Source organism: Nonomuraea sp. NPDC003707 (assembly GCF_053587055.1).
The window spans coordinates 84,610-99,215 of record NZ_JBSFNK010000039.1 but is presented as its reverse complement, the minus strand read 5'-3'; the positions used below and the strand labels follow the sequence as shown (position 1 = coordinate 99,215).

Genomic DNA, 14,606 nt, shown 5'->3' with positions numbered 1-14,606 from the left:
GGGAGCACAAGAGAGCGCATCACCTCCATGCCTGCGCGGATGGATATTCGCACCCGGAGCGCTATCGGTCTCGCGCCCCGAGGCTGGCCTGATCGGCGGCGGTACGGCCCGCCGCCCAGCCCTCCCGGTCCCAGGACGTGCGGACCGCATGCGAGACCAGGTTCGGGAACATGCGCTCGACCGCCTGCTCCACCTCCTGCTCGCGGGCCGCCAGCACCGGCACCAGGTCGGTGCCCCGGCTGGCGCTCTCCTGCGAGACCGTGGCCGCCGTGGCCTCGGCGAGCCGCTCACCGATCCTGGAAGCGAACGCCGACAGGAACGACTGGCGGAATGTCTTATTCCTCGATCGGCCGGTGCCGTGCTTTCTGGTGCCCGAGTTCACCAGCGCGGTCTGCGCCTGCACCAGCAGCGAGGTGAACAGCATCTCCACCCAGGACAGGTCCGCCCAGAACCCCAGCACGGTGGCGAACCCCAGCTCCTTCGACCAGATCACCCGGCACCTGTTGGCCTCGGCGATGAGAACGAGCAGCACGGCCTTGGGCTGCTCGTACGGCGCGTCGATGCCGACCCGGATGCCCGCCGGGGCCTCACCTCCGCCTGGTTGCGCGTCCAGCATCGCCGCGTCGATGCTGTACTTCGCCATCAAGCTCTGCGCCGCCGACATGAACGTCTCCGCCTCCGCCTCGTACGTCGTCGACTCCGCCTTGGCCAGCAGCGCCCGCACCCGCGCGAGCGTCTTCTCGCTGACCACGTGCGAGCGTGCCTGGATCGTACGGCGAGCGGCCCCGGGCGGCGGGCTCAACGACTCCAGCCGGGGCAGCCCGGTCAGCAACCCCAGCAGTTCCAGCACACCGGAGACGGTCACCAGACGGCCGGCCCCGTCGCGCGCCTGCCGCGCCGCCAGGTAGCCGCCCTTCCACCACACCGCGGCCTCCAAGCCGGCGAGTTGGTCGCGCCAGCGCTCATCCACCGTGGCCGGCTCATAGGCCCGCATCTCCCAGGCGATGAGGTCGGACGCCGCCCGCCCGTGCCAGTCGGTCAGCCGCCTGGCCGCGATCCTGACCACGTCGGCGGGCTGCCAGCCGTTCCGCCACAACCCCGAGATCGCACGGGTCACGACCTCCACCAGCACGCGATCGGCGTCGTCCCGGTCGGCCAGGAAGGCGGCGGCGGAGTCGAAGGACGCCTGATCCTCGCGGGCAAGCGCCTCCGTCGCCGCGCCGATCAGCTCATTGGCCTTACTCACGCATGCCGTCCACCTTAATGAAAGTCCGCCAGAACTCTACCGTGACGGAACAGCATCCCCTGCTCACCGGCGCGGAGGAAGGCGGCGAGGTCCTGACCGACCCTGTGGGGCTCAAGAACTCGAATCACTCTCAGCGCAGAACCCTCGTCCGGTTGAGCGGGAGGGGTGAAGGCGCCGAGCGACCAGCCCGGGTCGGCTGGGATCACGTTTCGTGATCTTGTCTACGGTGTACGCCGTCATTCGGCGGCTCATCGTCGGCAGGCGCGCCCATCGTGGGATTTCATGCGCCAATTCCGCCGAAACCAACCGAATCAGATTCGTCGTGCCACCAGGCCGGCCACCGGCTCCCGAGGGCTGGGAACCCCCGCTCGGATGGCTACCGAATCCGTCCTGGCCCAAGACACCGGACAATTGGCGCTTCTGGGTAGCCGAGTAACGCGCCGACTGGCGAATCATGGATTCGAGCCTGTCATGAAGCGGCCACTGAGCAAGCGCACTCGTCTGCGCCCGCCGTCCGGTGCTGAGTGGTACGCCTCGGCCAGATGCGCGCATATCTCTCATGCGCAATGCCCTTGGCCGGCAGCGACAAGAGCATCTCATCCGCTCCCGACAGCCGGCGCTGCCGCTTGCACACCTGCTGGGGATCGAAGCTGCCCGCCACGTCGCGCGGCACCCGCACCTCCACCGGGCCGACGTTGGTCACCACAGTCTTGGTGCGGCTGCCGTCGCGGCTATTCCGCTGTTCTTCCCGGTCAGTCGTGCCGGTCGTAGCCGAGGTGATCGGTGATCTCGCCTTCCGGCGGGGGCTCCAGCACCCGCCACCGCGGGTCCGCGGTCACGTCGAGACGGCCGTGCGCGACCACTGCTGATTGGTGCCGGTGTTGCACGGATACTGCTTGAGGATCACGCCGTCCGCGGTCGATGCGGCAGGTACGTCCACGCATTTGCTGCTGTGTCGTGCCCGGAGCTGGAAGTAGCTGCCGTTGGCGACCATCTGGAACTGCTGGTTGGTGCCGGTGCCGCAGGTGTACTGGATGAGCTCGGCACCGTCGGCGGTTGAAGCGCTCACCACATCAAGGCACTTTCCGCTGTGACGGCTGATGATGCGCCAGTAGCCGCTGCCGGCGTCCTGGAACTGCCACTGCTGCCACGCGTTGCCGCCGTACGTGTACTGGCCGACGCGCGCACCGTTGTCGGTGTTCGGTTGCTGGACGTCCATGGCCTTGCCGCTGTGGCGCGCGTTTATCGTGTAGACCGTCGGCGGAGGGGTGGGGTCGCCGATGGTGTCGCCCCAGCCATATCGGATCCGGTCAGCGCCGGAGGCGTTGCGGACGGTCAAGTTGAGATTGGTGCCGCTGCCGCTCAGGGCGTACATCGAGTAGTAGTCGTAGCCGAGGCTTTCGGTTGGCTTGCCGCCGAGAGCGGGCCAGTAGGTGCCGCCCATTTGGTTGTCGCGCATGACCTGGGCCATGGCGCGGATATGGCGCACGAAGTTGTCGGTGCTGTTGGCGTCGCCGTAGTTGAGGCCGGTGGACATCGGTGCGCCGAACTCGGTCGCGACCGCGCGGGAGGCGCAGTTGCCCAGACGCGTCTGAATGTGGGTTCGGAAGGCGTCGTAGGTCATCGCGCTGTAGAAGAAGGCGTAATGGTGGAAGGACAGCAGCGTCGAGTTGAAGCGGCTGTCGTTGCAGATGTCCCGCAGGTCCTGGCTGTAGCCGGTGCCACCGATGAGCACCCGTCCGGGCACTGCCGAGGTGTGGTAGCTGAGCCAGTTCGCTGCGACGTTGCGCCAGTCCGCCGAGGTGTAGCCGTGCGGCTCGTTCATCGGCTCGAAGTAGACGTTGCTGTTCGAGCCGTACGTGTTGGTCACGCTGGACCACATCGTGTTCCATGCGGCGAGATTCGTGATCTTGCCGCCGGAGGCGGCGCCGTCCTCCCAATAGGCGAGGATGACCTTGAAGCCACGGGCGGTGGCGGCGTCAATGGCTCCGCGGTAGGCGTTCCACCAGGTCGTGTTGGCCACAGTGTGAGTGTTGATAGGCAGCCGGACGGTGTTGACCCCCATGGTGGAGGCCATGTCGTCGTAGAGGGCGTTGGCCTTGGCCCGTACTGTCGCGTTGCTGTCGGACTGGCTCAGGCCCTGCACGACGAGCGTACCGGTGCTGAAGTTGTCACCCAGCACGGCCCAGTTCATGCCTCGGAATTGGCTGGTGGCGGCATTGGCCGGCGGCGCGGGAATGACGAGGCTTGCCACTGCGGCGAGCGCGGTCACCACAAGAGGGACCAGCGACCGGCGCAACGACCAGGTGCTCCGCGACGGTCTTGACGAGTATGCGTCAGACGCCTTGGTCGGTGTCATGAAACTCCCATCACTAGAGCTGAGTTCCTGGGTCTGTGAAGATCATGTTGCTGACGCACGTCCGGGCCGCATCGTGCTGCTCCAGGAGCAGGGCCGGCGGCTCCCCGGCCCGGGCTGCGCCGATCGCTGCGGGGCGCTCCCTGCCACCGGAGGAATCAGCTGGTGATCCGGAAGGTGGCGTCCGCCCGGCCGGTGGCCGTGCTGATCGGATCCAGGCGAAGCAGGTAGTTGGAATGGCGGATGTACCGGTCCGGGAAGTTGTATGACTGGAACGACGCCGCCGAGGAGTCGGCCAGGCCCGCCACCCGGCGGAAGGTCGCGTCCCCGCGGAAGGTGGCGGTGCCGTCATACTTGGCCAGAACGAAGTCGTAGTCGTAGTGCCGCAGGTACCAGCCGGGGAAGTTCGACGACTCGAGCGACACCCCCGCCGGATCGGCCAGGCCCGGCACGATACGCCACTGCGAGTCGGCGAGCGGGCTCACGTTCGGATCGATACGGACATCGAAGTTGCTGTGCCGCAGGTAGCGGTCGGGGAAGTTGACCGACTGCAGGCGCCGGGTGCCGGCCGAGGCGGGGCCGCCCCACTTGGCCTGCAGCGCGGTGAGCTGCGCCTGGGTGATGCCAATGATCGAACCGTGCCGTTTGCGGCTGGCGCCGAGCGCGTATTCCGAGGCGACGCGGACGCGGTAGCCGCTGGGAGCGGCGAGATTGGTCGTGGTCAGCGGAAGGTAGCCGCGGCCGGCGGCGTACTGGTCGACCCACAGGCCCCACTCGTCGCGGCCGTTGTACTGGTGCAGGATCGGGCCCTCGACCTGCGCGCCCGTGTAGCCGAGGTGGGAGATGTCGCCGAGCCGGGTCCAGCCGGTGAGGATCTGGTTGCTGCCCTCGATCGTGATCTGACCGTCGCCGGACGCGCGGATGTAGCGGTAGCCGCCGACGCTGCCGGGGATCTCCAGGATCTGCGTGTCGATGATGCCCTGGGTGCCCGGCCGGTCGATGGAGAGTTGCGCGGCGGTGAACGTGCGGAAGTCGCGGGTACGGGAGTAGTAGATGCGGGCTTTGTCGACGCCGTTCCGCGGTGAGATCGTCGCCCAGTAGACGACGTAGTCGCCGCTCGCCGGGTCGTAGATCGCCTCGGGCGCCCACGCGCAGCCGGCGTCGGGGATGGTCCCGGCGACGTTCACCAGGCGCGGCGCCGACCAGGTGACGAGGTCAGGTGACTCCCATACGACGAGCGAGGTGCTGCCATCGTGCTGGGCGACGTCCCAGCCCTTGCCGGCGGCGATACGCAGGTCGGTGGCGATCAGATAGAACCGGTCGCCGGACGGCGCACGGACGATGGCGGGGTCGCGGACGCCGAGTTCGCCGATGCTGGAGGTAAGCACCGGCAGCGAACTGTTGAGATCGGTCCAGTGCAGGCCGTCGGTGCTGGTGGCGAAGTAGATCTGCTCGCCGTTGGCGCTCTCGCCGGTGAAGTGCGCCATCAGATAGGCGGTGTAGGGGGCCGCGGCCTTGGCAGGACGTTCGAGAACGGTGAGGCCGAGGGCGAGCAGCAGGGCGCCGGCCAGGCCGATCAGCGCCGTTCGCCGTAAGAGGTGTGTCATGGTCGCTCCGAAGGTGCGGTGAGGTCAGGAGGAGGTGCGGGTCCACTGCTGGTTGGCCGTTCACGCGGCCGCCCCGCGCGCCGCGCCGGAGCTGACCACCAGGTGGAGGGCGTAGCCGTCGCCGGACTGGTTCGGACGCTGAGGCCGGCGGTGCGGCCGTGCCGGCGGCGACCGAGCTCAACAGGACCACGACTGGCGCGGTGAGCTTTGGGCGCAGGGACACGGGACCACCCTCCGGAATCCGCGGCAGAAACATTTGTTAGCGTTAACAAAGAGCTGTGAGTCCCACGAAGGGCCTGAGACGGGATCCCCCTGTGGGAACTGGGACGACCGGATTGCGCGCGACGTTTGAGGCGTCTTGCCGCAGAGCGTTTACGTAACCATCTGACTTGTCAAGAGGCGGCCGGGAAAAGGGGGAATGCGCTTTCCGTGCACCAGCGCGGCAATGGACCAAGCTGACGTGATCATTCAAATGATGGGCGCCTCGACGCGCACCGGCGCTTTGCCGTCGGCATTGATCACCTGTCACCCACATCGACGTATCGTGCAGCCACGCTTATAACAGGGACGATAGGGGGACAGAGACCGGCAGATGAATATCCGCTGCTTCTCGCGGCGATCCTCTCGCCCCGTTTACAGCGCAGGCTCAGGGCGATCGGTTGCACACCGTCTGCGCGATGACCACGACGGACAAGACGCAGGCCCGCCGAAGGGATCGACGGGCCTGTCCGGGTCCGGCGGTTCAGGTGGCGGCGTCTCCGAGTTGGTTCGGCAGGGTGAAGAAGTTCGCCTGGGCCTGCGCGCTCTGACGATCCAAGGGGGCGCCTCTCGCGGCGCCCCCCTGCTACCCGGCGCTGACCAGCAGGCGGCGCGGCCGATAGACGAATGCGCCGTCGCTCCACCGCACGTCCGCCAGGTCCTCCCGCGCCCGCAGCCCCGGCAGGCCCGTCACCAGGGCGCGGAAGGCCTCCTGCAGTTCCATCCTGGCCAGGTTCGCGCCCAGGCAGTAATGAGGCCCGTGGCCGAAGGCCAGGTGCGGGTTCGGCTGGGCGTCATCGAAGCGGTGGATGTCGAACCGCAGCGGATCCTCGAACGCCTCCGGATCATGGTTGGCCGCCGAGAGGTTCGGCAGCACGACGCTCCCGGCCGGGACGGTCCCGGCGGACAGCGCGACGTCCTGAGTGATCCGCCGCAGCATGCCGTTGCTGCCCGGCGCCTCGTGGCGCAGGATCTCCTCCACGGCCGCCTCGACCTGCTCGGGGCGGGCGGCCAGCTCCGCGTACTGCCCGGGGTGGCACAGCAGCCGAAACGTGCCCCTGATGATCAGCGAGGCGGTCGTCTCGTGCCCGGCCACGATCAGCGTGAACACCATGTTGGTCAGCTCGTCCTCGCTGAGCCCGCCGTTTTCGTCGCGCGCCTCGATGAGCAGGTCGATCAGGTCCTCTCCCGGCTTGACCCGGTGCTGCTCGATCAGCTCCCGGGTGTACGCCGTGAACTCCGCCAGCCCTTCGTGCCTGGCCTCAGCGCTCGCGTCGGTGGTGGACAGGAAGGTGTCCGTCCAGCCCCTGAACTGCTCGTAGCGGTCCATCGGCACGCCCAGCATCTCGCAGATCACCCGCGCGGGCAGCGGCAGCGCGAAGTCCGCCACCAGGTCGAACTCCGCGCCGGCCGCCTCGATCAGCTCCTCGGCGATGACCGCGGCGCGGGGCCGCCAGCGTTCGATGTGCTTGGGGGTGAACGTGCCGTGCATGATGCGGCGGTAGCGGGTGTGCTCCGGCGGGTCCTGGTTCATGAGCGCCGCCGGGTCGTCATCCAGGAAGGGGCCCTTGACCAGCCGGGGCAGGCCGGGCTCGCGCAGGTTGCGGCTGCTGGCCGGCGACATGAGCAGGCCGCGGACGTCCGCGTACTTGACGATCATCGGGACCCGGTCGCCGCTCGGCAACGTCGCCGGCTCCATCGGGGCCTCGGCGTGCCGCCGCACCAGATCGGGCGAGAGGGTGCCGTACGGGCCTGGGGGAAGGTCTGGCCAGGTCGGGGTGGTGCTGGACTGTTCTGTCAAAGCCGCCTCCGGGCAATGCCGTCGTCCAACAAGCTCGCCGAGAACGTACCCCGAGGATGGTGGCGCAGCAATCTCAGGGGCACCGCCGCGGCCCTGGCCTGCGCGCCGGCGTCGTACTCGATCACGGCGTCGTACGCGCCGGCCCGGATCCACCGGTCGACCGCCTGACGCTTGGCCTCGACCGGCTCGACGACTACGTCCAGCGGCTGCGACAGTGGCTCAGCGGTCAGCTGTCCTGGTACGTCGGCGACCTGCACAGCGCCGAGGCGGGCGTCACCGTCCCGGCCCAGACCACACCCGCACCGACCTCTCCGGCCTCACCCGCGCTCCGGCCTTTCGGCCCACCGGGCTCGGCACCTCAGTCGCCGATCCCACCACCCGCACCCACACCCGCGAGGGGGCCATCCGGAACCGACCGTGCTGGCCGCGGGCGCCCTGATGGCCGGTCAGCCCATCGAGATGAGGATGGGCGCGACGTATCGCCCGCGGTCGCCCGGGTGGCGGTGGGCGCCGTAAACCATCGTCGGCAGGGCCGCGGGGCCCTCGGTGGGCCCCAGCCCAGTGAGCCACGGGCGCAGGCCCGGGTAGGCGTCCAGCAGGTCGATCCGCACGTCGCGGTCGGCGCCGTGGGCGGCGGCCAGGATGAGCTCGCGGGCGGCTTCCTCCGAGGGCGCGACGACGGGACCGATGACACGGTGGGGGCCGGCGTTCCAGGCCACGGCGAAGCCGCCGTCGGTGACGATCGTGCGCTCGGCCGTGGCCAGCAGGGCGGTCAGCGCCTTGCTCCGGTCGGCCCCGGTGACCTCGGAGTCCAGGTCGAGGAGCGCGGCGTGGTCCTCCGGTGTCGCCACGCGGACTCCGGACGACCCCGCCGCCCCTTCCATCGGGCCCATAGTGATCGTCAGGCTGCCCGTGGGCCGGAAGCCCAGCCGCTCGTAGACGGGGCGCCCGAACCGGGTCGCGGTCAGCTCCACGATGCGGTCTCCGGCGGCCTCCAGGGCGTGCTCCATCAGCCGCGTGCCGAGCCCCTGCCTACCGTACCTGCTGGCGACCAACATCATGCCGACGTCGGCCAGCGAGTCGCCGTAGCGGGTCACCACGACGCACCCGGCCAGGCCGTCACCGTCGACCGCGTCGACGGCGTAGACCTCACCCGTCTCGAACATCAGCCGCCACTTGGCCTCGTCGGTGGACCACTCGCGATCGCTTTCGAGCCGCTGGCACAGGGGCAGTTCCTCGGGACCAAGAAGTCGAATATCACTCACAGGCGCGAACCTACTCTGTCGGCCACCCCGGAAGTACCGGAGCCTGTACGGAGTCGAGATCACAGGGATGGCCTGCGCGCCGGTCTGCGGTTCTGGCAGGTCCTCGCCATGGCGCGCCAAGACCTCACTTGCCAACCGGCAGGCCGGCACCGCGAGAACGACCCGATCGGCCCAAGCCCGGCGTCGGCGGGCGTACGTACAACCTGTCTACAGGTGCGGTCCGAGCAGGCTCAGGTCGGCGGGCGAGAGCCGGTCGGAAGCGGTCGCCGCCTGATGCCAGTACGGGTAGAGCAGCGGCTGGCGGCTGACCTCGTCCAGCCGGGCGCGCTGCTCGGCCGTCAGCTTCAGGTCGGCGGCGGCCAGGTTGTCGGCCAGTTGCTCGCTGGTGCGCGCGCCCACCACCAGCGACGTGATCGCGGGCCGCCCCAGCAACCAGGCCAGCGCCACCTGCGCCGCCGACACCCCGTGCTCCCCGGCGATGTCGACCAGCACCTCGACGGTGTCGTACAACTGCTCCTGATCGCGTACGGGAGGCTCGTTCCACTCGGTGAGCTGGCGGCCCTCGGACGGCTGGGCGTCCCGGCGGTAGCGGCCGGACAGCAGGCCGCCGGCCAGCGGGCTCCATACCAGCACGCCGAGGCCCTGGTCGATCGCGGCCGGGATCAGCTCGTACTCGGAGTCGCGGGCCTGGAGGGAGTAGTAGATCTGCTGGCTGACGAAGCGCGGCAGGCCGAGCCTGTCGGCGGCGCCCAGGGCCTTCATGAGCTGCCAGCCGGTGTAGTTGGAGACGCCGACGTACCGGACCTTGCCGGCGGACACCAGGTGATCGAGCGCCGCCAGGGTCTCCTCGACGGGGGTGCGGCCGTCCCATTCGTGCACCTGGTACAGGTCGATGTGGTCGGTGCCCAGGCGGCGCAGGCTCGCCTCAGCCCCGGTGATGACGTGGTGGCGCGACAGCCCGGCGTCGTTGGGGCCGTCACCCATCGGCATGCGTACCTTGGTGGCCAGCAGCAGGTCGTCACGGCGGCCCTGGATCGCCTTGCCGACGATCTCCTCCGACAGGCCTGTGGAGTACACGTCGGCGGTGTCGATGAGATTGACACCGGCGTCCACGCACATGTCGATCTGCTTGCGCGCCTCCTCCACCCCGGTGTCGCCGACGTAGGCGAACTTGCCCCCGCCGCCGAACGTCATCGTGCCCATGGTGAGCACCGATACCCGCAGCCCCGATCGTCCCAGCTCGCGATATTCCATCCCGTCATCATTCCAATCGGCGAGCGGCACCGCCAGGACGCCCGCCCATGGGAGGTGTCCCGTTCCGTGACCTGATCGCCAGCTAGAGCTGGTGGTTTCGTCTTCGCGGGAGCCCCAGGCGTACTGAGTGCGGCACGGATGGTCGACGACCTGTCCGCCTCACTGCTGACCAAGCGTTTCCACCGTGAGATCGCGGGTGGCAAGGCAGCCGGAGATGCGCTTCGCCGGGCCCAACACTGGTTGCGCGACGAGGCACGGCATATCGACGCTGCCCTCGCCATGGAGAACGCACTTGACTCTGGCCGAGTTGTCCCGGCGGGATGTGACGCGCATGTTCGTCGAGCTAGGACGGCGGCGGAATCGGTACGGTGAGCCGATCAGCGCATCCACGTTGGAGCGGGTCCGGGCGACGCTGCGGGCGGCATTGAACCATGCGGTGCGCGAGGACCTGATCGCCGCCAACCTTGCGCAGGGCGTACGGCTGCCAGCGCTGGCGCGAATTCATCCAGTGGTGTGGACGGCTCGACGGGAGGCGGCCTGGCGGCACGGAGGAGAGCGGCCGCCATCTCACTCACCGCTTCCACAAGCTCGTGGCCGCCAGCGGGCTGCCGCCAGTGCGGCTGCATGACCTGCGTCACGGAGCTGCGACGTTGGCGCTGGCGTCGGGCATCGAGTTGAAGGTGGTGCAGGGCACACGCCGTCGCGCAGATAGGCGAACCGATCGAAGGCCGGGGTCGGCGACAGCGAGGTCGGGTAGCCGAAGACGCCGACGTGCCGCACGCCGGTGCCGTCGATCCGCTGCACGAAGCTGCTCTTCTGGTCCCGCCCGCATCGCCGAGCGGCCCCGTCCCGTACGGACCTTGCTGATCCCGGTTCCAGGGTGGCTGATCGCCCGGTTGGAGGGCCTTTCGCTGCTGGAGCAGCGCACCGACCAGCCAGTGCTCGTGTTCCGTTCCGCGGTCCTGGCCCACCTCCACGACCGCCTCGGCCAGGAAGAGTTGGAGCGTGCCCGCCGACGGATGATCGACGCCGACGCGGAGTAGATCCCGGAGGGCTGGGCCGACCTGCCCGGCACCTTCGAGTGGATAGTGCGGAACCTTCCCACCCTGCACGCCGAGGAGGTGAACGACCTCCTGATCACCCTCGACGGAACCCTGTTCGCCGAGCACAAGAACGTGAGGTGCGGTGGCAAGGGACTGGTCTTCGCGCCGGGTGCGTACACTCAGTTCAGCCGCCTGCGCGGCCGTGGTCGCTGCGGACGCCGTACCGGCCTCCCGGACAAGTCTTTCAACTGCTCCCAGACCTCATGGCCGTGCCGGAGGTCGGCCATAGGGTTGGCGATCTTGTTGAACGCCGCGACCGGGGTCACCTGCCTGCCACCATTGTCGTCCCATACGGCAACGAGACCGTAGTCTCCCCAGTCGAAGCCCCCAAGCTTCTCAACAGGTATCCGAATGGTCTTGCGCCCATTTATGATCACTACTTCGCCAGGAGCGACGGTGACGCCGACCATGGCATTGCGGACGGCCAAGGCGCCGCCCACCACGAGTCCCACCGCCATCAGGCCAAGTAACGGCAGACCACTCAGGGTGAGTTTCCACGCGCCCCACACACCCGCACCTGCAGTCATGATCGCGATGGGAGCGACACATGTGACCACCCGCCGTCCTAGACGAGGTCGGAAGGTCACCTGCTGACGTCCCGAGTTGTCGCTCACTCTTGTCTTGTCCTCCCCATGGGCTTGCGCGCGAGATGTCCGAAACTCCCGTCACGCCGGAGCCGTGCCCTTGTCGGCGCGTCGCTACGGGATTTCTCGGTCGGAGCCTCTCAAGCGGCACTGTCATCTAACTTGCATGTCGCTGTCCCTTGAGGGGCCACGGTGATTCCGGACAGCCGCCTTATGGGCGTAGCCTATGCGGCTGTTTGCGATTGAAAGGGACTCGTTGAGTGCTTCCACGGGTGGCCGGTAGCCAAGCGCGGAATGGAGGCGCCGGCGGTTTGCGGATGGCGTTCCTGCTTTGAGTATCCGAATCGGCGCGCGGATAGCCTCCCGCCTATGCGTAAGGCCCTGCTGCTCCAGGTTGCCGCGTACCTGGAGCAGGCCGTGCCATGGGAGCGAGCTCCGAGGAACTCAGTGCTGACATGCTGCTTCACTGGCGCCGTATCCGAGGTCGGCATGCTCTGTGGGTGCTACAGCAGTCGTTCGTTTTGGGCGGCTGCTTCTTCTCGGGTTGCGACGAGGAATGCTCGGCGGAGTTGTCGTTGCCGTGAATTCTCGACGTTTTGCGGGGGCGGGGCGTTGAGGGTTGGTGTGGTGCTGGTAGAGGCGCCAGCAGGTGTGGATGCCGTGGAGCAGGTTGTCGAGGAGGTCGGGGGCGGGCCGGGCGGGATCGAGCGAGGTGAGGGGCAGGTAGACGCTCGAGATCGGCGGGCCGCTGCATCCGCAGCAGGTCAGCGACCAGTTCTACCAGTTGGCCTTCCAGGTGGGGCTGCCGCCGGTGCGGCTGCAGGACCTGCGCCATGGGGCTGCCTCGCTGATGCTGGCTGCCGGGGTCGATCTGAAGGTCGTGCAGGAGACCCTCGGCCATGTCTCGTCCACCTTCACCCGTGACACCTACACCAGCGTCTTCCCGGAGGTGGCCCGGGCCGCCGCGGAATCCACCGCCGCTCTCGTCAACACCGCAGCCGCAGGCGCCAGACCGCCCGGCTGATCACTCTGCCGACCCACACCGGCGACGCCACAACCTGAACCACCGAACCCGGCAGGCCCGTCGTTTCTTCGGCGGGCCTGCGTCTTTGTCCTCAGCGCTGTCGTGCAGGTGATGCAGCCGATCAATCCCTAGCCCGTCCTGCAAACGGGGCCGGGAGGATCGCCGCGAGAAGCAGCGGATCTTTTATCTGCTGGTTGCGAACGGCCTGGTCGGCGAGACGAGCCCACGTGGACAAGACTTGACCGCACAGCAGGACATTGCTGACCAGCGAGGCCGTGCACACCTTCTGGCTTGATCTTCTTTTAGCCATCTCTGAGGTCTGAGCTGACGAGGATCGCGTCTCGTCATGGCGGGCGGGATATCTGCTCCTATTGGTGAACACCGGGACGAGGTCTACACGGGGTGCCGTTGAGGCGGCGCAGACCGATGCCCGCCGCGGCCCCTGGGCACTCGTTGGCGGACACTGAACTGTCCCGCCCAGGCGACGAGATCGGCTTTCCGTAGACGCTTTCAGGAATGGGTCGGCATCGCGTACTCCGTGCGTACCTGGCTGTCGTTGGGCCAGCGGGTGGTGGCGGTCTTGTAGCGGGTGTAGAAGCGCACACCTTCGGGACCGTGGATGTGGTGGTCACCGAACAAGGACCGCTTCCAGCCGCCGAAGGAGTGGAAGGCCATGGGCACCGGGATCGGCACATTGATGCCGACCATGCCCGCCTTGATCTTGGCCAGGAAAGTCCGGGCGGTGTTGCCGTCGCCGGTGAAGATCGCTGTACCGTTGCCGAACTCATGGTCGTTGACCAGCTTCACCGCCTGGGTGAACGACTGAGCGCGCACGATCGACAGCACCGGACCGAAGATCTCCTCTCGGTAGACCCGCATGTCCGGGGTGACGTGGTCGAAGAGCGAGCCGCCGAGGAAGAATCCGCCCTCATGCCCGGGCAGCGAGGTCAGGCGGCCGTCTACGACCAGGTCAGCGCCTTCCGCGGTGCCTACGTCAAGGTAGCCGGCCACCTTGTCCCGATGGGCCTTGGTCACCAAGGGACCCATCATGACTCCGTCCTCCGTCCCGGGGCCGACCTTGAGGTCGGTGAGGGCCGCGACGATACGCTCCCGCAAGGCGTTCGCGATGTCCTCTCCGACGGGGACGACGACCGAGATCGCCATGCACCGCTCACCCGCCGAGCCATAGGCGGCGCCCATCAGTGCGGCGACGGCCTGGTCGAGGTCGGCATCGGGCATGACGACCATGTGGTTCTTGGCACCGCCGAGTGCCTGGACGCGCTTACCGTTGGCCGTGGCTGTCTTGTAGACGTACTCGGCGATGGGTGTGGAGCCGACGAAGCTGACGGCTTCAATGTCTTCATGCGCGAGGAGGGCGTCCACCGCGGTCTTGTCACCGTGCACGACATTGAACACGCCCTGGGGCAGTCCGGCCTCCGCGAGCAGCTTGGCCAGCTCCACGCTGAGGGTGGGGTCCTTCTCCGACGGCTTCATCACGAAGGTGTTCCCGCAGGCGAGCGCCACGGGGAACATCCACATGGGCACCATGGCGGGGAAGTTGAACGGCGAGATGCCCGAGACCACGCCGAGTGGCTGACGCAGGGACACCGCGTCCACAGCGCGGGCGACGTTCTCGGAGAACTCTCCCTTCAGCTGCTGAGGGATGCCGCAGGCGAACTCGACGACCTCGAGACCGCGGACGATCTCTCCCTTGGCGTCATCGAGCACCTTGCCGTGCTCGGCCGTGATGATCGCGGCCAGCCGGTCGGCCTCCTGCTCCACCATGTCCCGGAACCGGAACAGGATGCGGGCCCGGATGTGCGGCGGCGTGATGGACCAGGTCTCGAACGCCTCAGCGGCGGCCCGGACCGCCGCGTCCACATCCGTGGCCGTCCCCAGCGCGACGAGGCCGGTCACCTGGCCGGTGGCCGGGTTGTACACCTCACCGCGGTGCTGGGCATCGCGATTGTCGAGACGGCCGTCGATGTAGTGGTCGATGTGTGTCGCTTTCGTGGGCATCGTGGCTCCTGGAAAGGGCGGGGAAGCAGGCGTAGATCTGGGAGTAGAGGTTCTGGATCTCATTGACGGTGGACACCGCGACCGCCGGG

The 14,606-nt window shown here is 68.1% G+C and carries 12 protein-coding genes and 1 pseudogene; 3 read left to right on the top strand and 10 right to left on the bottom strand.

Features of this window, described 5'->3' with window-relative positions:
- Positions 1 to 61: 61 nt before the first annotated feature.
- The 8 genes from ACWDRB_RS55575 to ACWDRB_RS55540 all read right to left on the bottom strand — a co-directional run bounded on the left by ACWDRB_RS55575 (position 62) and on the right by ACWDRB_RS55540 (position 9,787).
- Complete coding sequence (locus ACWDRB_RS55575; RefSeq protein WP_449908827.1) at positions 62 to 1,246, bottom strand: DUF2786 domain-containing protein; 1,185 nt, start codon at positions 1,244 to 1,246, stop codon at positions 62 to 64.
- A gap of 469 nt (positions 1,247 to 1,715) precedes the next feature.
- Positions 1,716 to 1,949, bottom strand: coding sequence for a transposase (locus ACWDRB_RS55570; protein ID WP_449908825.1), 234 nt, complete (start codon positions 1,947 to 1,949; stop codon positions 1,716 to 1,718).
- Between the two features lie 132 nt (positions 1,950 to 2,081).
- Positions 2,082 to 3,518: an RICIN domain-containing protein gene (locus tag ACWDRB_RS55565; protein WP_449908823.1), complete on the bottom strand. Its 1,437-nt coding sequence runs from the start codon at positions 3,516 to 3,518 to the stop codon at positions 2,082 to 2,084.
- Between the two features lie 242 nt (positions 3,519 to 3,760).
- On the bottom strand, positions 3,761 to 5,209 hold the full coding sequence (locus ACWDRB_RS55560) for a glycoside hydrolase family 43 protein (RefSeq protein WP_449908820.1): 1,449 nt from the start codon (positions 5,207 to 5,209) through the stop codon (positions 3,761 to 3,763).
- 844 nt (positions 5,210 to 6,053) lie between these two features.
- The gene (locus ACWDRB_RS55555; RefSeq protein WP_449908818.1) at positions 6,054 to 7,268 is read right to left on the bottom strand and encodes a cytochrome P450; all 1,215 of its coding nucleotides are present in this window, start codon (positions 7,266 to 7,268) and stop codon (positions 6,054 to 6,056) included.
- On the bottom strand, positions 7,265 to 7,525 hold the full coding sequence (locus tag ACWDRB_RS55550) for a hypothetical protein (protein WP_449908815.1): 261 nt from the start codon (positions 7,523 to 7,525) through the stop codon (positions 7,265 to 7,267). The genes ACWDRB_RS55555 and ACWDRB_RS55550 overlap by 4 nt, the downstream gene beginning before the upstream one ends.
- A 189-nt stretch (positions 7,526 to 7,714) precedes the next feature.
- Positions 7,715 to 8,533 carry a GNAT family N-acetyltransferase gene (locus ACWDRB_RS55545; RefSeq protein WP_449908813.1) on the bottom strand — a complete coding sequence of 273 codons (819 nt, stop codon included), beginning with the start codon at positions 8,531 to 8,533 and terminating at the stop codon, positions 7,715 to 7,717.
- Between the two features lie 207 nt (positions 8,534 to 8,740).
- The gene (locus ACWDRB_RS55540; protein ID WP_449908810.1) at positions 8,741 to 9,787 is read right to left on the bottom strand and encodes an aldo/keto reductase; all 1,047 of its coding nucleotides are present in this window, start codon (positions 9,785 to 9,787) and stop codon (positions 8,741 to 8,743) included.
- A gap of 102 nt (positions 9,788 to 9,889) precedes the next feature.
- Between ACWDRB_RS55540 and ACWDRB_RS55535 the strand changes: the two are divergent.
- Both ACWDRB_RS55535 and ACWDRB_RS55530 read left to right on the top strand, forming a co-directional pair.
- A pseudogene (locus tag ACWDRB_RS55535) lies at positions 9,890 to 10,159 on the top strand (CHAT domain-containing protein); the annotation flags it as partial.
- A gap of 488 nt (positions 10,160 to 10,647) precedes the next feature.
- Positions 10,648 to 10,830, top strand: a complete 183-nt coding sequence (locus ACWDRB_RS55530) for a hypothetical protein (RefSeq protein WP_449908809.1) — start codon at positions 10,648 to 10,650, stop codon at positions 10,828 to 10,830.
- 179 nt (positions 10,831 to 11,009) lie between these two features.
- Here ACWDRB_RS55530 and ACWDRB_RS55525 read toward each other — a convergent pair whose 3' ends face one another.
- Positions 11,010 to 11,417: a hypothetical protein gene (locus tag ACWDRB_RS55525; protein ID WP_449908806.1), complete on the bottom strand. Its 408-nt coding sequence runs from the start codon at positions 11,415 to 11,417 to the stop codon at positions 11,010 to 11,012.
- A 793-nt stretch (positions 11,418 to 12,210) separates the two neighbouring features.
- Here ACWDRB_RS55525 and ACWDRB_RS55520 point away from each other — a divergent pair.
- Positions 12,211 to 12,498, top strand: coding sequence for a tyrosine-type recombinase/integrase (locus ACWDRB_RS55520; RefSeq protein ID WP_449908866.1), 288 nt, complete (start codon positions 12,211 to 12,213; stop codon positions 12,496 to 12,498).
- 510 nt (positions 12,499 to 13,008) lie between these two features.
- On the opposite strand, the gene ACWDRB_RS55515 is transcribed toward ACWDRB_RS55520, so the two are convergent.
- Positions 13,009 to 14,517, bottom strand: a complete 1,509-nt coding sequence (locus ACWDRB_RS55515) for a CoA-acylating methylmalonate-semialdehyde dehydrogenase (protein WP_449908804.1) — start codon at positions 14,515 to 14,517, stop codon at positions 13,009 to 13,011.
- Positions 14,518 to 14,606: the final 89 nt, after the last annotated feature.